The organism is Hymenobacter sp. BT188 (genome assembly GCF_014333585.1).
Classification (GTDB): Bacteria; Bacteroidota; Bacteroidia; order Cytophagales; family Hymenobacteraceae; genus Hymenobacter.
Map to the genome: position 1 here is coordinate 496573 of NZ_JACSCW010000004.1, position 24408 is coordinate 520980.

General features: G+C 53.7%; 19 protein-coding genes. 11 read left to right on the forward strand and 8 right to left on the reverse strand.

Annotation, left to right across the window (positions count from 1 at the left end; all coding sequences use genetic code 11):
- The first annotated feature begins 23 nt into the window (after nucleotides 1-23).
- A complete protein-coding gene (locus H8B13_RS13580) occupies nucleotides 24-476 on the forward strand; it encodes a carboxypeptidase-like regulatory domain-containing protein (protein ID WP_187311341.1) in 453 nt (150 codons plus the stop codon).
- Nucleotides 477-550: 74 nt separating this feature from the next.
- Here H8B13_RS13580 and H8B13_RS13585 read toward each other — a convergent pair whose 3' ends face one another.
- Together H8B13_RS13585 and H8B13_RS13590 are read right to left on the reverse strand one after the other, a co-directional pair.
- Nucleotides 551-2023, reverse strand: a complete 1473-nt coding sequence (locus H8B13_RS13585) for an APC family permease (protein ID WP_187311342.1) — start codon at nucleotides 2021-2023, stop codon at nucleotides 551-553.
- A gap of 113 nt (nucleotides 2024-2136) precedes the next feature.
- Nucleotides 2137-3009 (reverse strand): hypothetical protein, encoded by an 873-nt coding sequence (locus tag H8B13_RS13590; RefSeq protein ID WP_187311343.1) that lies wholly within the window; start codon nucleotides 3007-3009, stop codon nucleotides 2137-2139.
- 191 nt (nucleotides 3010-3200) lie between these two features.
- Here H8B13_RS13590 and H8B13_RS13595 point away from each other — a divergent pair, with 191 nt between their 5' ends.
- The 3 genes from H8B13_RS13595 to H8B13_RS13605 all read left to right on the forward strand — a co-directional run bounded on the left by H8B13_RS13595 (nucleotide 3201) and on the right by H8B13_RS13605 (nucleotide 8410).
- Nucleotides 3201-4073, forward strand: coding sequence for a hypothetical protein (locus tag H8B13_RS13595; protein ID WP_187311344.1), 873 nt, complete (start codon nucleotides 3201-3203; stop codon nucleotides 4071-4073).
- 99 nt (nucleotides 4074-4172) lie between these two features.
- Complete coding sequence (locus H8B13_RS13600) at nucleotides 4173-6914, forward strand: hypothetical protein (RefSeq protein WP_187311345.1); 2742 nt, start codon at nucleotides 4173-4175, stop codon at nucleotides 6912-6914.
- 275 nt (nucleotides 6915-7189) lie between these two features.
- The gene (locus H8B13_RS13605) at nucleotides 7190-8410 is read left to right on the forward strand and encodes a tol-pal system protein YbgF (protein ID WP_187311346.1); all 1221 of its coding nucleotides are present in this window, start codon (nucleotides 7190-7192) and stop codon (nucleotides 8408-8410) included.
- A gap of 78 nt (nucleotides 8411-8488) precedes the next feature.
- On the opposite strand, the gene corA is transcribed toward H8B13_RS13605, so the two are convergent.
- Nucleotides 8489-9682, reverse strand: coding sequence for a magnesium/cobalt transporter CorA (gene corA, locus H8B13_RS13610; RefSeq protein ID WP_187311347.1), 1194 nt, complete (start codon nucleotides 9680-9682; stop codon nucleotides 8489-8491).
- Nucleotides 9683-9842: 160 nt separating this feature from the next.
- Between corA and H8B13_RS13615 the strand changes: the two genes are divergently transcribed.
- The 3 genes from H8B13_RS13615 (at nucleotide 9843) to H8B13_RS13625 (ending at nucleotide 13256) form a co-directional block, all read left to right on the forward strand.
- Nucleotides 9843-10862: a hypothetical protein gene (locus H8B13_RS13615; protein WP_187311348.1), complete on the forward strand. Its 1020-nt coding sequence runs from the start codon at nucleotides 9843-9845 to the stop codon at nucleotides 10860-10862.
- Nucleotides 10863-10999: 137 nt separating this feature from the next.
- Nucleotides 11000-12310, forward strand: coding sequence for a hypothetical protein (locus tag H8B13_RS13620; RefSeq protein WP_187311349.1), 1311 nt, complete (start codon nucleotides 11000-11002; stop codon nucleotides 12308-12310).
- On the forward strand, nucleotides 12303-13256 hold the full coding sequence (locus H8B13_RS13625) for a glycosyltransferase family 2 protein (protein WP_187311350.1): 954 nt from the start codon (nucleotides 12303-12305) through the stop codon (nucleotides 13254-13256). The genes H8B13_RS13620 and H8B13_RS13625 overlap by 8 nt, the downstream gene beginning before the upstream one ends.
- 54 nt (nucleotides 13257-13310) lie before the next feature.
- Here H8B13_RS13625 and H8B13_RS13630 read toward each other — a convergent pair whose 3' ends face one another.
- Nucleotides 13311-14957 (reverse strand): ArnT family glycosyltransferase, encoded by a 1647-nt coding sequence (locus H8B13_RS13630; protein WP_187311351.1) that lies wholly within the window; start codon nucleotides 14955-14957, stop codon nucleotides 13311-13313.
- Between the two features lie 170 nt (nucleotides 14958-15127).
- Between H8B13_RS13630 and H8B13_RS13635 the strand changes: the two genes are divergently transcribed.
- Nucleotides 15128-15937 (forward strand): phytanoyl-CoA dioxygenase family protein, encoded by an 810-nt coding sequence (locus H8B13_RS13635; protein ID WP_187311352.1) that lies wholly within the window; start codon nucleotides 15128-15130, stop codon nucleotides 15935-15937.
- Nucleotides 15938-16346: 409 nt separating this feature from the next.
- On the opposite strand, the gene H8B13_RS13640 is transcribed toward H8B13_RS13635, so the two are convergent.
- Nucleotides 16347-18071, reverse strand: coding sequence for an ArnT family glycosyltransferase (locus tag H8B13_RS13640; protein WP_187311353.1), 1725 nt, complete (start codon nucleotides 18069-18071; stop codon nucleotides 16347-16349).
- Nucleotides 18072-18112: 41 nt separating this feature from the next.
- On the opposite strand from H8B13_RS13640, the gene H8B13_RS13645 reads away from it, so the two are divergent.
- Together H8B13_RS13645 and H8B13_RS13650 are read left to right on the forward strand one after the other, a co-directional pair.
- Nucleotides 18113-19756 (forward strand): hypothetical protein, encoded by a 1644-nt coding sequence (locus H8B13_RS13645; RefSeq protein WP_187311354.1) that lies wholly within the window; start codon nucleotides 18113-18115, stop codon nucleotides 19754-19756.
- Between the two features lie 105 nt (nucleotides 19757-19861).
- On the forward strand, nucleotides 19862-20839 hold the full coding sequence (locus H8B13_RS13650) for an acyl-ACP desaturase (RefSeq protein WP_187311355.1): 978 nt from the start codon (nucleotides 19862-19864) through the stop codon (nucleotides 20837-20839).
- 197 nt (nucleotides 20840-21036) lie between these two features.
- Here the strand turns inward: H8B13_RS13650 and H8B13_RS13655 are convergent, their stop codons facing one another.
- From H8B13_RS13655 to H8B13_RS13665, 3 genes are all read right to left on the reverse strand, one after another.
- A complete protein-coding gene (locus H8B13_RS13655; protein WP_187311356.1) occupies nucleotides 21037-21903 on the reverse strand; it encodes a bifunctional transcriptional activator/DNA repair enzyme AdaA in 867 nt (288 codons plus the stop codon).
- A 137-nt stretch (nucleotides 21904-22040) separates the two neighbouring features.
- Nucleotides 22041-22676, reverse strand: a complete 636-nt coding sequence (locus H8B13_RS13660; protein WP_187311357.1) for a hypothetical protein — start codon at nucleotides 22674-22676, stop codon at nucleotides 22041-22043.
- A gap of 103 nt (nucleotides 22677-22779) precedes the next feature.
- Nucleotides 22780-23061 (reverse strand): DUF427 domain-containing protein, encoded by a 282-nt coding sequence (locus tag H8B13_RS13665; RefSeq protein WP_187311358.1) that lies wholly within the window; start codon nucleotides 23059-23061, stop codon nucleotides 22780-22782.
- Between the two features lie 211 nt (nucleotides 23062-23272).
- On the opposite strand from H8B13_RS13665, the gene H8B13_RS13670 reads away from it, so the two are divergent.
- Nucleotides 23273-24376, forward strand: coding sequence for a vWA domain-containing protein (locus H8B13_RS13670; protein ID WP_187311359.1), 1104 nt, complete (start codon nucleotides 23273-23275; stop codon nucleotides 24374-24376).
- Nucleotides 24377-24408 lie beyond the last annotated feature (32 nt).

Consider the following 24408-nt stretch of genomic DNA (forward strand, 5'->3'; position numbering starts at 1 on the left):
TCTCACTACCTGTTGCTGCTACAATGACCTCACTCGTTACCCTTAAGGCCCTACATCGGCCAATGCTGGCTCTGATGATAGCAGGCAGCTGTTTACTTTCCAATTTTGCTCACGCAAACGATCCTACCGCGAAGGATAAGAAGGGAAAGGTTGCTGCCCCGGCAACTTCGGTAGTTACTGAAGCTGCTCCGGTTGCTGTTAGCTCTACCGCCGCTACAGTGGTGCTCACCGGCCGCATTCGCAACGAAGAAGGTAAGCCGTTAGCTGGTGCCACCGTTTATTTGCAGGGCAGCGCAATAGCCGTTACCACCGATGAGCAAGGTATCTTCTCCTTGGAAGTGCCGGCTGCTGGTAAGAAAACCCTTCGCTATGGCTACGGTGGCTACCAAGACCGCGACGTGATAGTGAGCAGCAGCGCCCCCCTCACCATGAGTCTGCACCCCAGCACTGAAACGGCTGAGCAACGCAAAGACTAATAATATATTAGGCACCGCCCACAAAAAAGCCCCCCAGCTACATAGCTGGGGGGCTTTTTTTATAGGTTATGACTTTAAACCTTCACTTTCGACTCAGGACGAGCAGCGAACCGCTTGCCAAAGAAGAAGTACACCGGCACTCCCACGGCTACCAGCAGCAGCCCAAGGCCCGAGTCGCGCGCCGTCTCGGGCGATACAAGCAGGATAACGCAGAAGGCAGAGGCCAGAATGACGTAGAGCAGCGGAATAACCGGATAGCCAAGTGCTTTGTACGGGCGGGGCGCATCGGGGCGCGTGCGGCGCAGAATGAAGATGCCAATGATGGTGATTACATAGAACAGAATTACCGAAAACATCACATAGTTAAGCAGTTGCCCATAAGAACCCGTCAGGCACAACCCGCAGGCCCACAGGCATTGGGCCCAAAGCGCCACACCAGGCACGCCAGCTTTGTTGAGCCGTGCCATACCGGGAAAGAACAAGCCGTCTTTGGCCATAGCGTAGTAAGCGCGCGCCCCACTTAGGATGATGCTGTTGTTAGCACCAAATGTGCTGATCATGATAAGCACAGCCATTACGTACGCGCCGGCCCGACCCAAAATGCTCTCTGCCACGGCCGTAGCTACCAAGTCACCCTTGGTGTACATGATTCCACGCCCCAGAATATCAGTCGCCTCGGGGCTGCCTTTCAAAGGAAGCACCAGTAGATATACTAGGTTGATAAGTAGATACAAGCCCGTAACAATGGCCGTACCGATGGCCATGCTGAGCACGATGGTGCGCTCGGGCCGCACGATTTCGTCGCCGGAGAAGCCGATGTTATTCCAGGCGTCGGAGCTAAACAACGAGCCAGTCATTGCCAAGCCAATGGCGCCAACCAGCCCCCAGACACTCAGGGGCACTGCCTCGCCCGTAGGGGAGAAGCTAGCCGCCTGCCACATATCACTAAAGTTGACGGCGAGGGCTTCCTGATTGATGCCCAGCGCCAAACCAAACATAATCAGGAGGGCTAGTGCTACCAGCTTGGTAGTACCGAATATGTTCGAGATAAGCTTGCCGCCGCGCACTCCTTGCGCATTCACCCAAGTCAGGCCCACAAGCATAAGCACCGCTAATAGCATAACGGTGTTAAGCCTGAAGCCTAGGATGGAGAACAGAATATGGTCTTCGCTAAACCACGGCACCAGCACTCCTACAAACCGTGCAAAGGCCACCGCTACCGCCGCTATTACACCGGTTTGGATAACCAGAAACAGCGACCAGCCATACAGAAAGGCCACGAGCTTATTGTAGGCCTCACGCAGATATACGTATTGCCCCCCCACCTTCGGAAACATGGAGGCCAGCTCGCCATAGCTTACCGCCCCGGCCAGCGTAATAAAGCCGGTAACCAGCCACACGACCAGCAGCCAGCCGGGTGAACCTACTTTCCGCGAGATGTCAGCGGAAACAATGAAAATACCAGAACCAATCATGCTGCCCGTCACAATCATGATGGCATCGAAGAGCGTAATGGCGCGTTGAAATTGACCTTGTTTTTCAGGCATGAGAGAGGGTAGAAGTAGATTCAGGGGCGGAAGATAGAAAAGAAAAGCCCTTTCCAGTTCGATAGGGTTGATCTGGGGGGCAAATTATAGCCGAAAAGGTATAAATGGGAGTGCTAAACCTCCAGCTTCGGCAGCCGCCAGTGGCGCCCCATTAGCTTGAGCATGGTGCGCCGCCAGCGGGGCAAGTTGCGGTAAGCCAACTCCTCATGATGCAGGCGCGGAATATCGAGGCGGGTGGCGCGCTCGTACAGCTCATCGGGGCCGCAATGCTGGTACTTCTGAAAAAGCTGAGCCATAGTTGGCCTTATGTCCTTCAGATTCCAGTAGTGTAGCACATACGGTGCCGCCTCGGCAATGGACCCATCTACCTGAAACCGCATACTGAAAGCTAACTGCTCCATAATGTGCCTGTTATAACTGGAGTACAGAGCCTCAGCCAACTCGCGCACATCCGGTAGCGCCTTTATTGCGGGGCTGGGAAGCCCAATTACCCCCGAGTTATACAACTGCGTAGTAGCATGTATATGAAGTGAATAGCTACCAATATGCCATTGATGTCTGTTCAGGCGACGGTATATTTTGCGGCTGAGTTCATTGCCCTCAGCCATGGTGCCTTCACAAATGTGCATGAACCGCTGCCCCCTTGCGATGGCTTGAAAAACAGGCGCAGGATCGCGTATCCAAATAGTGTCGGTGTCCGCAAACAACAGATTGCCAGGGTAGTGTGTCGCAGCGTGTTCCAATACCGCGATTTTGAGCAGGTACACACGGCTGCCGTACCAGGCTTGCCATTGCTCGGGTGAAATAGCTGGATATTTAACATCTGACCGCTCTCCTAGCACCTTCTGAAACTCTTCTGGTCGATCCGTATAAACACAAATATTGGCTGGCGAAGCTTGGGCTACCTTGTTGTAAGACAGAATGCTATAAAGGGCTTCACTGCAAATGTCATTGTAGCCGTAGGCTAAATAAAGTAAGGAGTTCATCCGCTGTAAGCCATTTGAGGTTAATACCTTATTGCCGAGCTACGCCTGTCAGCGTCATGGCATCAGCGCCGCTTAGGCATCTTGTTGTCAGCCTCACTTCATTGCGATAGTTAAAAAGTAGGGCAAAAAGATCTTAAGTCAAAGGAAAGCCGACTCTGAACTGAATTGGGCCAGAAATCATACATTACGCCATGCAACTCCTTTATCTGGTATTTGGTAACAACCTGCAAAATCACTTTCAGGCGCACTTTTCCATCTTATCCTTTTTGCGGCAAAAGAACAGTGGGTTGGCTGGGATTACCGTCGTTACCGACGCCCCCGATTTCTATTTGCATCTGGCCCAGCACATAATCGTGCATACGCTCGACGCCCATACTTTACTGGAGTGGCAGGGAGAGTACAGGTTTTTTTGGCGGGCCAAGATTAAGGCCCTGGAGTACGCCGTTCGTCAGCACCCAGAAGTACCGCTGCTCTACCTCGATACCGACACGTTTCTACACGGCTCGTTAGCTAAAATAAGCCAGGAGTTAGCCGATGGAATAGCTTTCATGCACGAAGCAGAAGGCTCCTTAGCCAACCTGACTAGTAAAACGGAACGACGAATGTGGCAGCAGGTAAAAGATCGGAGCTTTGGCGGCGTCGCTATGCACGAGCAGCGCCCCATGTGGAATGCTGGCGTGGTTGGCATTCCTGCTTCCAAGAATCTGGAGGCCATCGAGTTGGCGCTTCGCATTTGCGACGAGCTATGCGAGCAGCAGGTTACGCCGCGCCTTATTGAGCAGTTTGCCTTGTCAGTGGCTTTGGCCGAAACCTATACCCTTTGGGCGGCGCGTACCTACATTGGGCACTACTGGAGCACCAAAGACGATTGGAATGCAAGTATCAGCGCTTTTTTCCTTGAGTCTCACCTCAAAACACGTACGGTAGAGGCTGAATTGGCTGCACTGAGTACCTTCGATTATCAGAAGCTGCCAATTAAAAAGAAGGTGCGGAACACGCAGCGTCGGTTAGAAAATTTGGTGCAGCGGCTGTTTCCGCCCCAGCAGGTGAATTTTATTGAGTAGCGAGGTTCTTCGTCATGTGCAGCCTATCTGCGTACAACCTTCCGGGGCGCATAGCCGAATAGTTACCTTTGCCCCCTTGTCACGCACCCCGGCCACCTAATGTCGCAGAAGCTTCTGGTGTTTTTGGTAGGACTGCTGCTGGTTTCGGCCCTCGGCTCTTACCTGTATTACCGCCGTTCGGTGGCCAGCACCCCCGTGGATCCCTGGGCACTGGTGCCCGACGATGCTGCGTTGGTTATCGCCACCCGCGACCATCCTACGCTGGTGCGCCATCTGAAGGAAACCCAAATTTGGGACAACCTAACCGGGGTGCGCTACTTTCAGCAGATCGAGGAGAATTCGGCCCTGATTGATAGTGTGTCTGGTAGCCCAAGTGTGGTGATGGGCTTTTTGGGCACTAAGCTGGTTCTCACCTCCCTACACGTCACGGGCCCTACTACTTTCGACCTCTTGTTTCAAGTGCCTATTGGCACCGTACGAGAATACCGTCAGCTACGGGGGCTGATAAACGGCTTGGGCCAGGATGCGCGCTACCGCGTAACCACGCGGGAATATCGTGGCCAGCAGATTACGGACTTGCGGCTGCGGGGCACGGGCCATGGAATTACGTTCCTGAACTACCGCAACCAACTCATTATGAGTACTAATGCGGGCCTGGTGGAAACGGTAGTAAGACGCCTGGAGCAACCCGAACTACCTTCAATTGCTGCCGATTTTAAAAATACCGACTATCTCCAGCATAAGGATGTAGATGCGATGCTGTTGCTTAATTACCGGCAGTTCCCGCGCTTTCTGGGTGTCTTCTTTCGCCCTGAACTGCGGCCCAGCCTGGAAAGTATAACGGGCCTAGGGCGCAATGGCTTGCTGGGAATGAAGCTTGTGGGCAATAAGATCTTATTCAACGGCTTCACTAATCCTGAAACCACCCGCGATGCTTTGCACCAGCGTCTGCGCGGCCAATCTGCCCAGCGCCTGCGCATGGCCGACGTGCTACCGCTGCGCACCGCCTTGCTGTTACACCTCGGCTTGCAGGACATGACCAGGCTTCCGGTGGCGCGGCGGTCAGCCCCGATCGATACGCTCGCGGACCGCACCAGTTCTCTGCTCGACAGCCTGACGGCGTCCTTCAGCCGGGAGGCCGCTTTGTGCTATCTAGGCTCTTCGTCGCCCCGCCAGATTCCGGCTAAGCTCGCGCTGGTTTATTGCCCCGATCCACTCCGCACGGCTACATTACTGGGCCAGCTGCGCCGCCTCACCGGCACGAGTCCTTCCTTTGAGCGGGTAGGTCCTTACCGGATATATCAGGGCGGTGTGCCCGAATTACCCAGCCGCCTTCTGGGGGGCTTTTTTACAGGCTTCGATGAGGCTCCTGTGATAGCGCAGGTCGGTGATTATCTGGCCTTTGGAAAAGATGCTGCTACGCTGCGCACCTGGCTGGATGATGTGGTTAGTAAGGCCACCTGGAGCAGCTCGCCCGCGCAGGTTGCCTTCCTGCAAGAAACGCAGCCGCTGGCGCGCGTAAGCCTAATTATGGATACCCGAAATAGCTGGAACGTGCTGCTGCGGGCTTTGGTGGAGGAGCGCCGGGCGGGCCTGCTGCGCAACGAGGCTTTGTTTAAGCGATTTCCCCAGCTGGCATTGCAGTTTGTGCCTCCCACCAATGAAGCCGACGAAGATGCCCAATACTACACCCAGCTGTTGCTGCGTCATCCGGCGGTAGGTCCGGCTGTGGCCGGCCTGCAAGGTGCCAATGCTACGGGCGGCTTACTCACCTTCAAAACTCCCTTATCCAGCTCACCTACCTTGGTAACCATTAAAGGAGCCAGGATACCCGGCGTGCTCGTGCAGGACAAGGCGCAAGTGCTGCACTACGTAACTCCCGATAATGTGGTAGCCTGGTCAGATACGCTGCCGGGGCCGCTGATTGAACCCGTCAGTCGATTACCGGTGGGGGGCAATTTGGGCTATTTGCTAGCTACGCCCACTCAGTTGCACCTGCTCGACATACAGGGGCGTTTGGCGCCAAACTTCCCCCTGAACCTGCCCGATACGGTACGCGCCAGTTCGCTTACCGCAGGTCCAGCCATCGGAAAAACGCCCCCCGGCCTGCTAGTTGGCGGCGGCGGTGGCAATCTGTTTTTGTTTGATACCAATGGTCGGATTTTTCCCGGCTGGCAACCTAAGCGACTGGATTTCAACTTGGCCGCGCCACCTCATTATCTGGTTGTTGGCGGACGTACAGTAATTGTGGCGCTGCTGGAGAATGGCTATGTGTATGCCTATAATCAGCAAGGCAATCTGTATCCCGGCTTTCCCCTTAGTGTGGGCTCCCGACTCAATACGGGCGCTTTCGTGGAGGCAAGTACTACCTTGGGTCGCACCCGCCTTACGGTAGTAAACCAGCACGGGGAGAGAATTACCTTTAACCTAAGTGGCGACGTAATCAGCCGCAGCCGGGTAGCTACCTGGAGCCGCAGCTCAGTCTTTCGCCTCGTGCCTGACCAAGCCCGCCGCAGCTACGTGGTAGCGCGCGAAGAGGGCGGCAGAGTAAGTATCTTTGAACCATCGGGCCGCCAGCTTTTAACGCAAAACTTCCTGACCTCGGGCCGCAAGCCTATCCAATACTTTGACTTTGGCGCCGGTCGGCGCGTAGTTGTAATCACGGAGCCGGCTCCCCATCGGGCCTACGTTTACGACTCTCAGGGACGCTTGGTAGGAGGGCAGCCATTTGTGAGCACCGCCCCTGAAGTTGGTCTACATTACGAGGCTGTGACTGGTACCTACTACTTATTCCGTACAGTAGAAGCAGAGTTGCGACGCACTGATTTGAAAATGAATTAGAGCCTTTACCAGAACCATTCTTCGGCTTAGGTACACTAATTGCTTGCATTACCCCGTTATCCTGCGAAGATAACGGGGTTTATTTTTTATTATAATAATCGAAGATAAATAGCCAAAAATGTTGTTTTAACTTGCAAGTTTCTAACTTCAAGTAATGAAAGGAAAGAAGGCTCTAAAGTTGTACTATGTATAGAAAACTTTTACTCTTATTTTTTGGCTTATTTCCTTTCTTAACACTAGCGCAAAGCTCTAACGGCGTGCCGCCAGTGCCCGTCATGCCCGGTATAGAGGTAGCTGATGTAGAGGTGCTTCCCGGCGCCGTAGATACGAAAGGCTGGCTGCTGCTCGACCAGGATATCCAGACAGAACTGGAAGGTGCGGTAGACAATCTGTACAACTTCAAATTTGATAAAGCGGAGAAGCAGTTTCGGTCGTTGAGGCGGCGCTACCCCGAGCATCCGATGCCGTATTTCCTGCTTGGCCTGAGTACTTGGTGGAAGATTCTGCCTACCAACATGCAGGAGAAAAAGTATGATAAGCTGCTATATGCTTATATGGATACGGCCATTACCCATGCCGAGAAGCTGTACGAAGCCGATAATAAGAACTACGAAGCCTGCTTTTTTCTGTCTGCTGCCTATGGCTTCGATGCCCGCCTGAACGCGGAACGGTCTAACTGGCGCAAAGCGACCGTAAGCAGCAAGCGCGCCCTCGACTACTTAGCTAAGAGCAAGGAAGCTAATGGCTTGAGCCCTGACTTCCTGCTAGGGGAGGCGCTCATGAATTATTATGCCGTCTGGATTTCGGAGAATTATCCTTTGCTACGTCCAGTGTTGCTGTTTTTCCCCAAGGGCAACCAAAAGCTAGGTCTGCAACAGCTGCGTACTGTGGCCGATAATGGCTTTTATACCGGCATGGAAGCGAAATTCTTCCTGATGAAAATCCTGCTGAATGAGGAAGATAATCCTGCCCAATGCCTTCCTGTAGCACGCTATCTGGCCACTACTTACCCCGATAACGGCTACTTTCAGCGCATCTACGCGCTTACTTGCTTTCGGGAGCAGCAAAACCAGGAATGCGAGCGGGTGAGCCGCGATATTTTGGCGAAGCTCAACCGGGGAATGCCCGGCTACGAGGGCGTAAGCGGTAAGTATGCTACCTATATGCTGGGCTCACTGATGCAGTTACGCTACAAAGACCAAGCGAAGGCCAAAGATTACTACGAGCGGTGCATCGTATTTGCGGAATCAGCCGGCGAGACAACAGTTGGATTCTACGTGTATGCCAACCAAAGCCTGGCCCAAATGGCTGCGGCTCAGCGTGATGTGAAAACGGCGCTTCGGTATTACAGCGTGGTGCGCGACAAGGCCGACCGTAAATCAGAATCATATCGGGAGGCTACTGCTTATTATAAAAAGCACAAAAACAACCAGCTCAACTCTGGTAGCTCGCCCGCATCACGGGCCCCATCTGCTTCCCTGCAAACCCGGCGCTAATCCTGCGCTCAAAAAAGCCCCCCAGACGCCCTAATTCAGGGTTTGGGGGGCTTTTTTGCATTCTGGATAACTAACTGCTCAGCGGCTAGTAAGCCAGCCTTTTCGGTAGAAGTAGATAAGCTGACCCATTACAATAATAGCCAGAACACCCAGCAATACGGGGTAGCCCCAGGGTTCGTAGAGTTCCGGCATATTCAGATGATTGATGCGGCCATCAGGTGCTTCGCGCTGAAAGTTCATACCATACAGGCCTACTACAAAGCTGAGGGGAATGAAGATGCTGCTGATGATGGTTAATACTTTCATTACCTCATTCATCCGGTTGTTTTGATCTGACATAAACAGCTCCACGAGGCTGCTCACCGATTCGCGGTAGCTCTCGGCCAGGTCGAGACTTTGGATAGCGTGGTCGTAGCAATCGCGGAAGAATAGCTTGATATCATCAGGTATCACGTCTTCGGGCTGCCGTAGAATTTCCGCGATTTTCTCGCGCTCAGGATACACTAGGCGCCGGAAACGAATGATATCTTTCTTGACGTGCAGAATACGGTTGAGCAGGCGTCGGTCGCCCCGCCGCCCGGTCAGAATCCGGTGTTCTAGGGTTTCGATATAGTCGCCAATGGCGGCCATGGTCGGATAGTAGTGATCGAGCACTACATCGGTGAGGGCATAGGCGAGGTAGAGGGAAGAACGACTTTTTATCTGGCTGAAGCCTGAACGCAGCCGGTTACGCACGGCTTCAAGACAGTCTTCGTAGTCATCCTGAAAGCTGAGAATATAGTTGGGCCCCGTGAAGATGGAAAGCTGGTCGTCGTCAATTTCTAATAGCGGCGTAAACTCCGTCATGCGCGACACCAAAAACAGCCGCCCATCGTCGAGAATATCTACTTTGGCCCGCTGATAATCGCTGAGCACATCTTCCATTAGAAGCGGGTGAATAGCAAAATCGGCCATTAGGTGCTGTAGCAGCGCCAAATCATTGTAGCCACGAACATCAATCCAGTGCTTGAGGTGCTGGTTGGCCTGGAAGTACTGCATTAGCTCAGCATAGCTGCTGTACTCTTTTTCCAGAAAGAAATCGTTGGTGTACGAAATCATGAACAAGCGCGGGATCAAGGCGTCGGAGCGGATGGTGAGCGTGCCCGGCCGCTGGCCAACGGATTGCTCCTTGGCCTGCCGTGTCGCGTCGCGGTCGGCTACGCCATTAGGATGCTCCGTCTCTGGGCTGTCGGGCGCTGGGCTAGCGGTGGGTTGCGACGAAGTGGGTTCCATGCTGCAAAAGGAAAAAATGAAGCGTTTGCGGTATCTAAGGTAAGGAGGGTTAGGATCAGATTGACCTCAACTTACGAGTGGAACGGCTTGGTTTAATGGCATCATTGTTTGATAAGTAAAGCGAACCGCGCGGTTTTACTCGTAATTTCGCAGTCCGAATTTGACGTTTTCTTTAGTGAACTCCACCACAGGCGCTCCCCAACTGCTTGCTTTCTCTACATCTGAAGCCCAGTACGTGGTGCGGTGTGGACAGGGTAGCGAACCTGCTCTGCCGCTGGCGTTCGAGTCTTTTCTGTACCTGCAGCCGGCTCATCTTGGCCTACAAAGGTCGGCGGGCCAGCATCTGGCGTTTTACCTGGAAGACCACACTCGCGCCCAGACCGCAGCCCAACTGCATATTTTTATTGATGCCGATACGAATGCGCTGGCTTACAGCCCGTATCAGGCCCCATTTGGGGGAATTCAGATGGCTGCTGGAGTACCGGCGGCGGCGCTAAAGTCTTTTATGCTGGCGGTGCACGCAATGCTTGAGGAAGTAGGAGTGCGGCGGCTACGCATACGCGCCTATCCTTTTGCCTACGACCCTGCAGGAAGCGCGCTGATGACGCAGGTATTGAGCCAGTTAAGCTATAAGGTGACGCTAGCCGAATTGAATAACCACTTGCCACTGGAGCAAAACTTTGAGGCGCGACTGCACCCATCGGAGCGGCGGCGCTTGGCTAAGTGTCGGCGCCACGGCTTTCACTTTGAGCAGGAACCGCTGTTTTTTCTGCCAAAAGCCTACGAGTTTTTACGGCGCTGCCGTGAGGAAAAAGGGCAGCATCTGTCGCTTAGCGAGGAAAGGTTGACCGAACTGTTTCGGGTGTTCCCCAACAACCATTTCCTGTTCTCGGTGCGCGACCCGATGGGTGAGTGGGCTGCGCTTACGGTAGCCATTCAGGTAAACGAGCGGGTACTGTACAACTTTTACCCAGCTAGCCCACTGACTTATAACGCGTTTAGCCCGGTGGTGTTACTCAATGAAGGGCTGCACGCTTTTGGCCGCGCCAGCAACTTGTCTCTGCTCGATTTGGGTACTTCTACGCTGCCTACAGGCTTAAATCAATCGCTTTTGCAGTTTAAGCGGCATCTGGGGGGGGTTTTAAGTTTAAAATTGACTCTGGAGTGGGAGGCTGAGTAGCTGCGTTGACAAGTCTGCTTTCTTCCGAAAATTAATACGGCTCAGCGGGTAATATTGCACCCGATAACCACTAGCGCTACGGCCATTCTCCTTCAGGTCAGCTCACGTTAGCAGGTGGAACTGTAAAACCCTGATTCGTGCGTTCCAAATTGCCCCCCGGCACTGCCCAAATTGCCTCCCAGTCTGAAGCCACAGTGCTTGGGCGGTTTTTGCGCGGCTCCTTGGGCTCAACGCTGGGCATCGGAGCGCGGACGGGTGGCGCCTTGCTTCTGAATAAAATGCTGGCGCTGTACGGCGGCCCCGGTGGGCTTACGCTGTTGGCGCATTTTCAGAATCTGCTGGCGCTGTTCACCACCTTGCCCAACGATGGCGTGCACGTGGGCGTGGTAAAATATCTGGCGCCATTGCGTGCCGGCTCGGGCCGCTACCGGGCCTGGTTTGGGGCCGGTATTATCCTGAATATGGTAGGCCTGGTGCTGGGCGGTCTGGCGCTGGTATTGGCGCCGGGGCCCTTGGTGGGCGTATTCCGGCTGACTGCCGGCTGGTTCTTGTGGTTTGTTTTGGGTATCAGTATGCTCTCGGCGCATGCCTTGCTTGGCTCGGTGTTGCTGGCAGCCGGGAAGTTGCGGGCTTATGTTTGGCTGACGGTAACGCTTAGCTTCCTGAGCGTGAGTGGAATAGGAGCAGCCTTAGCGCTCGGATGGCGCATTGAGCAAGTGCTCCTTACGTATCTGCTGGCGCAGGGCCTTACGCTACTACCTACGGTGGTAGTATGTTGGCGGGCAGGCCTTTTGCCGCGCATACGGGGCAAGGTAAGCCGGACAGCCTTGCGGGGTTTAGGCCGCTTTCTGCTGATGGCGGGTAGTTTGCTTTTGTTTGGAACGGCCGTGAATTTTGCGCTTCGCGAAGTGTTAATTGCGCGCTTCGGATTGGCCCAAACCGACCTCTGGCAAGCCGTGGCGAAAGTTTCAGATAACTACACCATGGTATTTACGGGCCTGATGAGCAGCGTATACTACCCGCGTCTGGCCGCACTTAGCACCCAGCCAAGTGCGCAACAGGCTTATGTGCGAACGGTGCTGCTGCTGTTGGCGCCGGTGCTGGCTGTAGGGCTGAGCCTAATTTATCTTCTGCGCGACTGGTTGCTGCCTTTGCTTTTCGACGAGCGTTTTGCGGCAGCTAGTTCCCTTTTTGCCCCCCAGCTTCTGGGAGATTGGCTTAAATTTCTAACTTGGCTATTGCTGTTTCTGCTTACGGCCAAGGCCCAAGTGGGCCGCTACGTGGCGGTGCAGGCGGGTTCGGCAATGCTGTATGTAGCGTTGTTGCAAGGGTTGTTGCCAACCTACGGCCTGCTGGGTGTGCCACTGGCGCACGCGGGACGCTTCGGGGTGTTGTTGCTATTGAGTGCGGTGTACTTTCGCTCTTATCTACGGCGCGGCAATGGTTGATGAAAAGGAGAAAAATGCCCCCCAGCTGGCCTCAAGCAAACCCGAACCGCTGGTAACGATTGTCGCGCTGTGTCACAATCATGCGCCTTTCCTACGGGAAGCGCTGGATTCCATTTTGGCCCAGACATACCCTGCGCTCGAGGTTTTCTTGGTAGACAATGGCAGCACCGATGCCAGCCCCCGGATTCTGCGCGAGTACGCGGCCGCCAATCCTGCCTGGAAGCTAATCCTGCATACTCAAAATCTGGGTTTGTGCGCTGGCTTCAATCAAGCATTCCGACAGTCGCGGGGGGCTTTTTTGATTGATTTTGCCACCGATGACGTGCTGCTGCCCCAGCGCGTAGCGCAGCAAGTTGCGGCTTTTCAGCGTCTGCCCGCGAACTATGGTGTGGTGTATTCCGATGCAGAGCTGATAGATGAGCAGTCGCGCTTCATGCGCCACCATTTCCGGCGTACCGCGAAGGGAATACAGCCGCGCCCTGCCTCCGGCGACGTGTTTGCCGATGTGCTGGCGCGCTACTTTATCAGCACGCCCACCATGATGATGCGCCGTGCCACCCTCGACGAGCTAGGAGGCTACGATGAGACACTTTATTATGAAGATTTCGATTTCTGGGTTCGGGCGGCGCGCAACTGGCATTTCTACTTTCTGGACGAGGTAACGACCCGCAAGCGCAAGCATCCTCAGGCCATGTCGCGCACGGCTTATTTACCCTCAGATCCCCATCTGGATTCCACTATCCAGACCTGCCACAAGGCTCTGGATTTGTGTAAAAAACCGAAGGAAGTGGCGGCTTTAGCGGTGCGCCTGCGCTGGGAAATGCGGCAAACGGTGCGTTGGGGCAATCATACGCACGCACTAGCCTTTTATGCGTTGTTGCGTCAAACGAATAAAGCGCACCTCCTCGATTGGCTATTGGCCGGCTGGAGCCGCTTGCGACGCTAACCTGCGCTGATTGACGCTGTCAACGCAAACCCATTTAAGAACATCTACTTCAATTTAATCCTGCAACAAATACAACTCCACCCCATTGTCTTGGGCATGAAGTTTACGGCGCGGAAAACGGGTCAGCACTTGTTCAGCTGATTCATTGATTACCTGCGGAATCAGCTCATCGTTGCTGAGGACCGGACGGTTAATCAGCAGCCAGATTGGCCGGCCCGGCACCTTGCGAAGCGTGTCATAGGCAGTATAAGGGTGAAAACGTAAGCCATTAGGAACTTGAAATCCATACATTATCTCGCACTTATGCAGCGAGAAATTATCCATTAACACGACTCCCCCAGCCGGTCCGCGCAGTTCTTGATGTATTATACGTTGCTGAGCAAAGTAGCCCGAGTTGCTCGGCTTAGTCATAAAGTAAGCAGGACGAAGGGCCATAATTAAGCCTAAGGCAACTAGCGTAGCGCTGGCAAAAATTACAGTGCCTGGCCCATATCGCTCAATCTTTTTGCGACCAACACTTACGAATCGTAGTACGGCCGCTAATGCAAAAAAGCCCCCCAGCAGCCCATACACGATACTAATACTACTTCGTAGCCATGCCGCACAGCCTAACAAGCCCAGGGCTAGTAACCAACCGCTTCGGCCTGTGCGCGCAAAATAATCCAACCCAAACCCCGCTGCTAGACACAGGGGCGGCAGGAGTGGAGTAAGCATGCGCGGAAGCAAGGAATTCGGATTGTAGTAGCTGAGCGATGTGCTACCCAGCCAGTAAAAGGCCAACGAGCTGCCCGCTAACGCTAGCCAAAAACGCGCGTCGCTGCTCAATTTGTTGCTCTTAATGGCAGCTACTATCACCAGCAGCAACACAACTCCAAGCCCTGTACCTACAAGTAGCTGAAGCGGCATATAGGTAATGCGAGCCACAATATCGCCTGTGGATGTATTGCCTATTTTCCGCACCTCGTTGACAGATTCAATAACACGAAAGCGATACAGTACATCGTTCGCAGCTACTTGATAAACAAATAGGTAGCTAACTAGCAATACCCCGCCAATGCTTAGTGCGGCTAGCCAGAACTTACCGTGACGACGATGCCATACATCAAGCAGCAAAACGCCTAAGTAGAAAGGAAGGTAATAGACGATGGTCTCCTTACTCAGCAAGGCCACAAAGTTCAGCAAGGCAAAACCCACGCCCCACCAAACCGGCTGCCCTTGCGTGGCCCGACGGCCGTGTAAGAGCGCCGCTGCACTGCCCGCAGCAAAGAACATCAGCACATTATCGGGGTAGAGGTAGATGCTGAGGTTGAGCGTGAAGTAATGCAGACCCAGCAGTAACATTGCCGCGCTGGCAACTACCGGAGCTCGCTGACGGTAAAGCAGATAGAATATGAGGCTTGTGCCGAGCGTGCAGAGCAGGGGCCAGATGGTCGTCGTAAATATTCTGATGCCCAGCAACTTATAGAATAGGGCAACAGGCCCGAAAACCATCAGGCGCTGGTGGAGCGGGGTATAGTCAAGATGGCCCGGATTGGGGGCTAGGTCGAAGGTGCCGGTGGCTAGCTGGTGGGCGTATCGGGCATAATTGTAGTCGTCGTAATCGTACAGGCCTTCATGAGCAAAAAGGAAAAAGGCAATAGTGAAGAGCCCAACAAATACAAGTGTAAAGTGGGGCAATAGACGGAAGGGAGACGCAGACACGGGGGCAAGTTACCCAATGTTGGGGCGTTAGGAGAAGGCGGACGGAGGAATGTAATTTTGCGGCTGACTACCGCTTTGTCCTAATTTGCGAGACCATTATGGTTCGGTACGCTGAACCATTGCCGTATTTATAGCGCTTACCTTACCTAAAATCAAACCTTTTCCACTGTATGAAAGCCAGCATCAACGCACGCGAGGTGACTTACCAAATTGAGGGTGAAAGTGGCCAGGCGGAAGATAAAGTCCTTCTGGCTGACAGCATCGACCTTACCCGTGGTACCCCCTGGGCCGGCGCTGGCTATACAGTGGCGGAGTTTCTGCCAGCACCCGAGCAACAGCAATTACAGGAGGGTTTAGCAGTACTGGTACGCGAGGCGCTGGCGGCAGCAGGCTTGCCTGTAGCGGCTGATTTTCCAATTGCTGACTACCACAAATTGATTGGTGATGACCAACAGCGGCATCTGGCAGTGGTAAACCTGACCAAGGAGTCCACAATTGAGCGGCTGCCTGTGCCGGCGTCACTACTCGAGGCGCGGGTTTCGGAGCTGTGCGGCCACCCAGTACAAGCCTACAATCCGTTTGATCAAATGCGCCTGTTTCATCTGCGTCTGGTAAGGCCCGGCCGGTCTGATAATAATCCGCTTCACCGGGATGTGTGGCTGCCTGATTATGATAACTGCATTAATATCTACGTGCCGGTGACCGGCAGCACCGCCGACTCATCACTGAGCTTGGTTCCGGGCAGTCATTGGTGGCCTGAAAACCGCGTAGAACGCACCCAAAATGGGGCTGTGTACAATGGCGTTACCTACACGGTGCCAGCTGTCAAACATGCTGTTGAGCCCTTGCAGCTTATTCGTCCCAACCCAGGCCCTTCGGAGGTGTTGCTCTTTTCGCCTTATCTGCTACACGGCGGGGCCGTAAATCTGAACGCAGACGCCACCCGCTTATCGTTGGAAATGCGATTTTGGCCGGTATAGTAGACTTTTAGCAATAAAGATTTTATACTGCTTACCGGCTTGAGAAACTGCTTGCAAGAGCTCTGGCTTAATCAAATATTCTTATTTTAATCTTCTAGAAACGCCTAGTGAGAAGCGTTCAGTGTAGGGCTTGTATTCCTTTAAATACTTGTATTTTTTATTTGTAATTGCCTATTATTCAGTCGTAAGACATGTCACAATTGGCCTCTATTTTTCCTTGTTAAGCAGCTGCTTTATCGGGAAATTTGGATATAAATTAAATGCTAGTGACGCGCTTATGAAAACATCTATCTACTACCGTCGCCAAACTTACATGGTTACTCTGTTGCTAGCTGTGAGCTGTCTGCTGATGCTATTCACAAATTAGTACGTTATTAATCTGTTTAAACGCAAACGCAGATAGGCGTTATTATTCACTTCTGCGCAGCGTAGTTACTGGCAGAGCGGTTGCCATTCCGCCCATATCAAGCTTATATAAACTGACCTTGCCCACTTCGGCCACCAGTTGCCGACTTGGATAACAAGCCAGTACTTCCTCCTCCGAATAGCGGATAAGCTTTCTCGTTAATTCATCGTTGGTAAGCGTGCTGCGGTTCAGGAGCAGCCATGCCTGCTGGCCGGGCATCAGGCGAACGGAATCGCGGGCGGCATAGCGCCGAAAATGAATGCCGGGGGGCTTTTTATGGCCATAGTAATAATCGTAGTTGCCTACCAAGTAGTCGTCTACGAACACAACGCCTTGCGCCGGGGGTTGTAAATAGCCTTCAATCAGTTGATTCTGCTCAAAGTGTGATGACACGCTTGACTTTGTCATAAAGTAGGCTGGCCTGACCGCAGTAGTACCGCCGACCACCAGCAGAAGCAAGGCGGCGAAGGCATAGGTGCCGGGGCGCCGCCAACTGACGCGGGCAGAAGGACTAGCCAGAATTGCCATTAATCCAAAATACAAACTCAGTCCGCCGTAAATCACGGAAACTGAGCTTCGCGCCCAACCTGCACAAGCCAGCAAAGCCAGCGCTATCCAGCCCGCGCCACGTCCGGAGCGACTAAAATCACGAAGCCCGAAACCTGCTGCCAAACATAGTGGAGGCAACAGGGGAGTGGTCATGCGCGGCAAAAGGGTAATGGGGTTGTACTGGGTAAGCGAAGTGCTGCCAAACCAGTAGAAGACCAACGTGGAACCGGCCAGTGACAGCCAGTATTTAGCATCTGAATCGGGCCAGCGGCGTTGATTTATCAAGGCTGCGCAGGCAAATAGTAAGGCGCCACCGAGTCCAGTGCCGATGAAAAAATCGAGCGGGGCAGTGGTAAGACGATAGAACAACGCCCCCCGTTTGCCAAGGATGTAATTGCCTTCTTTCAAGAACTCATTGGTGCGCTCAATTAAGTGGATGCGGTACAGCGCGTCATCAGTATATACCTGATAAACGGCCAGATAACTCAGCAGTAGCACAGTACCTACTGTGAAGGCTGCCAGCCAAAACTGTCGGTTGCGCCGGCGCCATCCGTCGAGTAAAAGCACGCCTACATAAAAGGGTAGATAGTACACAATCGTCTCCTTACTGAGTAAAGCCGTGAAGTTGAGTACAGCAAAAAAAGCCCCCCACAACCCTCCCGAAACCTGCCCATCACGCCTTCCAACGACTAGCGCAGATGCGCAGCATATACACCAGAACATTAGTATGTTATCCGGGTATAGATAATTAGTGAGATTAAGGGTGAAATAGTGAAGGCCTAACAGAACTATCGCGCCCGCTGCCACTATGGGTTCGCGCTTCCCATACAAAAGCCAAAGCACTACTGCGCACCCCAGAGTGGCCAGCAGCGGCCACACAGTTGTGGTAATAATGTTGATGCCGAAGGCCTTGTACAAGAGGGCAACAGGTCCAAAAATTAGGGGCCTTTCGCGCAACGGATCAACGAGCAACCCCTGAGGGTCGGGAGCTAGATGGAAGGTGCCCGTGGCTAGTTGCTGGGCATAGCGAGAATAGTAATAATCGTCGAGAGCGTATAAGCCCTCGTGTGTCAGGAAGAAGTACGCAACAGTAAACAGCCCCACAAACAGCAGCGTGAGGAAAGCTAAACGAACGAAAGGACGAGTATTCACGGCCGCAAGGTAGGCAGTGCCGCGCATGACCTGCTAACTTAACTCGCGGCGCTCCCTACCTTGCAGGCATGAACACCGCTACTCTGGGGGACTTTTTTCGGGTAATACTACTGCCACTGCTCTTGCTGGCGATGTCCATCGGTGGGCTGGGTGCCTACTACGAAACCAACGACGACCTCATCATTACGCAGCTGCTCCGGGGTGTTACGGCCGCTGCTCCCGTCACGGATTTGCACCTTTATTTTCACGGATTTGCTCCCATGCTGGCTGCCTTATATGCACAGTTTCCAGCGGTGCCTTGGTATGGGTTATCGCTTTATTCTCTGCTCTACACGGCTCTGGTTTTGCTTTTCGCTGTGCTTAACCGCCTATTGGCTGACTACCTAACATCGGAGCAAATAAATCTAGTGCTGATCATCTTTTTTTGCTTAGTATTCATCGAGAATAGCCTGTGGTTCAACTACATGCGCGTGCCTTTACTGCTGGCCGGAGCTGGGGGGCTTTTTGCTGCCCAGCGCACCGACCGAAGCTGGGCTATAGTAGTCGGGTTAGTAGCTTTCGGATTGGCCTGGCTGATTCGGCCCAGCGCGGCCGTGCTGGGACTGCTGGTTGCGGTGCCGGGTGGCATTTGGCTGGGCCAGCGCCGTGGCGCCTACGTGCTGGCTGCGGCGTTGCTGCTGGCAGGAGTGGGGGGGATTTTTCTCACGTTTACTCGCTCGCCTGAAGCCACGCGCTTTCGCGTCCTGGATGTGCTGAAGTCCAACCTCAATGACTTTCAGCTGTACCAGCCGCAGCCCAAAACCACTCTCGATACGCTTGGTGTGCAGGCCGTTAACCTCTGGATTTTAAGTGACTCAATGTTAGTCAACGAAGATTTTTTCCAGCGAACCAGCCCAAAAAACGCTGACTACTTTCTGTGTGAATTGGCTCCCACAAAGCTGGCCATTTTAGCGCGATTGGTAGTGCGCGACTACTTTCCACTGCTGCTGCTTAACGCGCTCATTTTTGTGAGCCTATTGCGCAGTTCTTCGACTCGCGGCCGGCTTGTGTTCTGGCTGACTCAGCTTGGCTTTGCCTCACTAATCCTGATTATAGGAATAGGGCTAAAGCTGCCGCCGCGTCTTGGGCTGCCGCTTTTCACGCTGTTTACCCTAGGCAATGTCGCATATTGGCTGCGACCATCCATTACAGCGCGAGTGCCGTTTCCACGCTTGGCAGTGGGCGTATTGGTTTTGGTGACAGGAGTTTACGGCTATAAAACACTGCATAGAAAGCAATTGCTAGCCGCCGAGCGCTTCCACCACGAAGCTTACCTCACCGAGCTAAACCGCGCCACGGCTGGGGGACAAATTCTGGTGACGGCGAACCTGGAAGTCGCGTATAAGTCCTTGTCGCCCTTTCAGATATATGACCTTCCAGGGCCGCAGTTGCCGCTCACGGGTTGGGCCACGCTGCATCCTTCGCTGCCTACGCTTCGGCAAGAGCTTACTGGCACACGCGACTTCGGCACCAGCTTATATCGGTTGGCCGAACGGCCCGGAGTACAGTGGGTTTTAGCCCCTGAAGTCGTTCCATTTCTGCAACGATATTCTCAGTATTCCAGCTCATCAGACAGGCTCGGCCTAACATTCACTCTCCTCAATAGGATAACGGCGGACTCTACCCTGCCTCAGCTTTACGAAGTGCGGCCAAGAATTATAGAAAAGCCTTAAAAGCCAAAATTTTGTAATAGCCCTAGAATAGCTATATAACGTATTTGAGAAATGGGAATGCCTACATTTGGCCTTCCGTTCCCTTCTACTAACTACCCCTACGTCATGCTCGCAACCGTAACCTCCCGCGGGGAGGTGCTTCAGCATCTGGAATCCTTTTTACGGGAAAACATGGGCACCTTCCTCAAAAAAGTGGAAGATAGCTGGCAGCCCTCCGATTTCCTGCCCGACTCCCGCCTCGATACGTTTTTTGACGAAGTAAAGCTCATGCGTGAGCGCGCCAAAGAACTCAGCTACGATTTGTTGGCTGTGCTCATTGGCGATACAATTACTGAAGAAGCACTCCCCAATTACGAAGCTTGGTTTCACCAGCTCGACGACCTAAATCGTGACCCTAACAACGGCTGGGCCCAGTGGATTCGGGGCTGGACGGCGGAGGAAAACCGCCACGGCGACCTGCTCAACCGTTACCTATACCTCTCGGGCCGCGTAAACATGCGCGAGTTTGAGGTAAGCACGCAGTATCTGATTGCCGATGGCTTTGACCTCGGCACGGCCCACGACCCTTACCGCGCGTTCATTTATACCAGTTACCAGGAGGCTGCCACTAACCTCTCGCACCGCCGGGTAGGTACGCTGGCCCGCAAGGCCGGTGATGACCAGCTCTCCAAGCTCTGCGGTATGATTGCCGGCGACGAATCGCGCCACGCCCGTGTGTATCAGACGTTTGTCGATAAGATTTTCGAAGTTGACCCATCTGAAATGATGCTGGCCTTCGAGGATATGATGCGCAAGAAGATTGTGATGCCGGCCCACTACATGCGTGAGATGGGTGTTGATATGGGTAAAACGTTCGGCCATTTCACCGACGCCGCCCAGCGCCTCGGCGTATACACCAGCCAGGACTACACCGATATTCTGGAAGGCCTCATTAACACCTGGAAAATCGACCAGATCACTGGCCTCAATGGTCAGGCAGAAAAGGCCCGTGAGTATATCATGGCGCTGCCCAACCGCCTGCGCCGCGTAGCCGACCGCATGCCCGTACCGAAGCTCGAATACAAGTTTAAGTGGATTGAATAATTCGCCAGCATCATTAAAAAAGCCCCCCAGAAACGTTTCTGGGTGGCTTTTTTATTTCTACACTTATCTACGCTCCGACTTCAACACAAGCCCGTCAGGCGGAGCGGAGCGAAGCATCTCGCGTGCTGATGCAGGATTTGTAATCTAACGGCGCGAGCGAGATGCTCCGCTCCGCTCTGCCTGACGGGCATTGGTCGTTAAGTATTACTTAGATTTTTTCCCGGGGTGGGTACCAGCGCATTAGGGTGAACACGTGCTGCTTCCCAACCAACTAATGCCACTTTGCGAGTCGCGCCCCAACGGTATTGGCCCAATTCGCCGGTCTGGCGAATCACGCGGTGGCAGGGGATGAGGTAGCTGATGGGATTGTCGCCTACGGCTGTGCCTACGGCCCGCACGGCCCGCTCGTGGCCGGCTACGCGGGCAAGCTGGGAGTAAGTAATCAGCTGGCCTTCGGGAATGTGCAGTAGGGCAGCCCATACTTTCAACTGAAAAGGCGTGCCTTTGAGGTGCATGGTGAAGCGTTCGGTGGGAGAGAAGTAACCGTTGAAAAACTGGGCTACCTGCCCGTGAACAACTGTTTCCTGAGCAGTACTAGTTGCCTGGGGCCACTCCTGACGCAACTCCACTACCGCCGCCTCATCGGTTTCGGGGAATACTAGCTTGCAGATGCCTTTGGAAGTCGTGGCTACCAGATAGCGCCCAAAAGGACTGTCACCGAAGCTGTAGTCAATATGCAGGTCGGCGCCGCCCTGGCGGTATTCGCCGGGTGTCATGGCTTCCAGGTTCACAAATAAGTCGTGGAGACGGCCGGGACCCGACAGGCCGGTTTCGTACGCTGCGTCGGCCACGGAAAGCTGCTGCCGCAACAGGGTTTTGGCGTGGTCGAGGCTGAGATATTGCAGAAACTTTTTCGGCGATACGCCGGCCCATTCCTGAAACTTGCGCTGAAAGTGAAACGGGCTCCAGTGCGCCTGCCGCGCCATTTCCTCCAGGTCGGGCTGGGCCTGAAAGTGGGTGCGGGCGTAGGCAATGGCCGCCGCGATGCGTTCGTAATCCGTCATAGGAAAATAGCTGAGATGGTAGTCAAATGTACCGCCATACCCGCGTCGCTGCCACCCGAAACTTGCGGTCTTTCCAACAAAAAGCCTCCCACAAACCAGCTTACAGCTTGTGGGAGGCTTTTCTTGAAGTTCAAAACTTATTGAGCCTGCGCGGGCGCATCGTTGAAACCAATCACCGATAGCGCCATGCCAGGTTCCATGGTGTAAGTAACCGTCCGAATGCCACCGGAAGGCGTACTGTTCGGGTCGTCGGGGCGATACACGGGGAAAGAGCGTAACAGCTGTCTGCCTTCCACCCGAAACTCATCATGACCCATATAGCCCGCAGCGGCCGGGCCGCTCAACTCTGGTAAATTTAGAGGCCTATGACCTTGATTCATAAACTCGTAGCCCACCAGCCGGCCATAGGAGCCGCTGCCCGCCCCGGCCACAAAGACGAACAGCTCGGGATACTTATCGTCGTTGAGATTGGTAGCTACCGCGTCGCTCACTTGGCCCTCAATCGGGACAGATGTCTTAAACAGCTCTCGGCTATCCTTGACAGCGGTCAGGGAAAGAGTTCTACTAGTGCCGGTGCCAGTTGTTTGTACGCTAAAGCGATAATCGTCTTGGGCTACTTCTTTCTGGAAACTAATGGGCACCGTGGCCTCCGCACTAGGCGCGGTCGGATTAGCGCCTTCAGTTGCCGTGCGCTGACTATCACAGCCGCTGCCTACGACAGCTAATCCCACTAAAAAACCCCCCAGAAGGCCCTGAAATGAATACTGCTTCATAACGAATTCCGTTGATGACATAATCGGCCAGCCTATCCGGCCAACCTCTTTTCGCAAACGGTCGGAAGCAGTCCAGGTTGCGCTGGGGGGCTTTTTGGGATGTTTATGGCTGCACCTGCACGCCTTTCCAGAACGCCACGCGGCCCTCAATCTGCTTGGCAGCGTCTTTGGGCTCGGGGTAATACCAGGCAGCGTCTTTGTTCAGCTCACCGTTAACGCGTACGGAGTAGTAGCTGGCGCGGCCCTTCCAAGGGCAAGTAGTTTGGGCAATGCTTTCCTCAAAAAACTCGCGGTTGATTGATTCAGCGGGGAAATAGTGGTTGTTCTCCACAACTACCGTGTCGTTGCTTTCGGCCAGAACAGTGTTATTCCAGATAGCTTTCATAGGAAGAGAAATTGCTAGAAGTGGATCAGAGCGTGATTTTACGTGTGTCGTACGCTGATGGTGTTACCAATGCAATACAAACAAGCGCCACCGTTGTTCAACACGCAAATGCGTGTCGCAGTGTATCTTGACAAAGCTGTAACTTGCTTGTGGCGCATTGGATGAACATTGCCGCCCGCGCTGTTGTTCTTAAGCCTCAATCCCCCTTCCTATGGCTGCTGGTTTTCGCTTCCGGGACTTCGTGCCCGATGAATCGCCTGAAAAAGGCTTCGATTCTTTATTTAAGTTATTTATGCAACTGGTCACTATCACGTCTGGTGACGTGGCAGAGGCCCTTTCCTGGCTTTCCCAACTCGACAAACAATATGGCCTGACCGATGGCGAGTACGGCATCGGCAACTTCATTGATGACCTGAAAACCAAAGGCTACATTGATGAAAACGAGCAGGAGCGGGGTGCTTTCAAGATCACGCCCAAAACTGAGCAGGGCATTCGGAAGTCGGCGCTGGAAGAGATTTTCGGCAAGCTCAAAAAGAGCAACACCGGCAACCACCGCACGCCTCACACGGGCCAAGGCGACGAGCAGAGCACCGATATGCGCGAGTTCCGCTTCGGCGACTCCCTCGATCAGATTTCGATGACCGAAAGCATCCGCAACGCCCAGCTCAACCACGGTCTCACCGATGAGTTTATGCTGGCGGAAGGCGACCTGGAGGTGCGCGAAAATGAGCACAAGTCGCAAACCAGCACCGTGCTTATGATCGACATTTCGCACTCCATGATACTATATGGCGAAGACCGCATCACGCCCGCTAAAAAGGTAGCGATGGCCCTGGCCGAGTTGGTGAAGCAGAAGTATCCCAAGGACTTCCTCGACGTTATCGTGTTCGGCAACGACGCCTGGGAAATCAAGGTCAAGGATTTGCCTTACCTCGAAGTCGGTCCTTATCACACCAACACCGTGGCCGGTCTGGAGCTGGCTATGGATCTGCTGCGCAAGCGCAAAACCGCTAATAAGCAGATCTTTATGATAACGGACGGTAAGCCCACCTGCCTGAAAGAAGGCAACGGCTACTATAAAAACAGTTTCGGCCTCGACCGCAAAGTCGTCAACAAAACCCTGAACCTTGCTGCCGCTGCCCGTCGTCTTAAGATTCCGATTACCACCTTCATGATTGCCTCAGATCCGTATTTGCAGCAATTCGTGAATGAGTTTACGGAGGTAAACCAAGGCAAAGCGTACTTCAGTGGCTTGAAAGGCCTTGGTCACCTGATTTTCGAAGACTACAAGAAGAACCGTCGTAAGTCGCTGTAGAGCGCCTGAACAACAAGCTTCATTCCCGAGTT

Coding starts and splice junctions, on each gene's coding strand:
- H8B13_RS13580 (WP_187311341.1), top strand. CDS start 24: ATGACCTCACTCGTTACCCTTAAGGCCCTACATCGGCCAATGCTGGCT.
- H8B13_RS13585 (WP_187311342.1), bottom strand. CDS start 2,023: ATGCCTGAAAAACAAGGTCAATTTCAACGCGCCATTACGCTCTTCGAT.
- H8B13_RS13590 (WP_187311343.1), bottom strand. CDS start 3,009: ATGAACTCCTTACTTTATTTAGCCTACGGCTACAATGACATTTGCAGT.
- H8B13_RS13595 (WP_187311344.1), top strand. CDS start 3,201: ATGCAACTCCTTTATCTGGTATTTGGTAACAACCTGCAAAATCACTTT.
- H8B13_RS13600 (WP_187311345.1), top strand. CDS start 4,173: ATGTCGCAGAAGCTTCTGGTGTTTTTGGTAGGACTGCTGCTGGTTTCG.
- H8B13_RS13605 (WP_187311346.1), top strand. CDS start 7,190: ATGCCCGGTATAGAGGTAGCTGATGTAGAGGTGCTTCCCGGCGCCGTA.
- corA (WP_187311347.1), bottom strand. CDS start 9,682: ATGGAACCCACTTCGTCGCAACCCACCGCTAGCCCAGCGCCCGACAGC.
- H8B13_RS13625 (WP_187311350.1), top strand. CDS start 12,303: ATGGTTGATGAAAAGGAGAAAAATGCCCCCCAGCTGGCCTCAAGCAAA.
- H8B13_RS13635 (WP_187311352.1), top strand. CDS start 15,128: ATGAAAGCCAGCATCAACGCACGCGAGGTGACTTACCAAATTGAGGGT.
- H8B13_RS13640 (WP_187311353.1), bottom strand. CDS start 18,071: ATGCGCGGCACTGCCTACCTTGCGGCCGTGAATACTCGTCCTTTCGTT.
- H8B13_RS13645 (WP_187311354.1), top strand. CDS start 18,113: ATGAACACCGCTACTCTGGGGGACTTTTTTCGGGTAATACTACTGCCA.
- H8B13_RS13650 (WP_187311355.1), top strand. CDS start 19,862: ATGCTCGCAACCGTAACCTCCCGCGGGGAGGTGCTTCAGCATCTGGAA.
- H8B13_RS13655 (WP_187311356.1), bottom strand. CDS start 21,903: ATGACGGATTACGAACGCATCGCGGCGGCCATTGCCTACGCCCGCACC.
- H8B13_RS13660 (WP_187311357.1), bottom strand. CDS start 22,676: ATGAAGCAGTATTCATTTCAGGGCCTTCTGGGGGGTTTTTTAGTGGGA.
- H8B13_RS13665 (WP_187311358.1), bottom strand. CDS start 23,061: ATGAAAGCTATCTGGAATAACACTGTTCTGGCCGAAAGCAACGACACG.
- H8B13_RS13670 (WP_187311359.1), top strand. CDS start 23,273: ATGGCTGCTGGTTTTCGCTTCCGGGACTTCGTGCCCGATGAATCGCCT.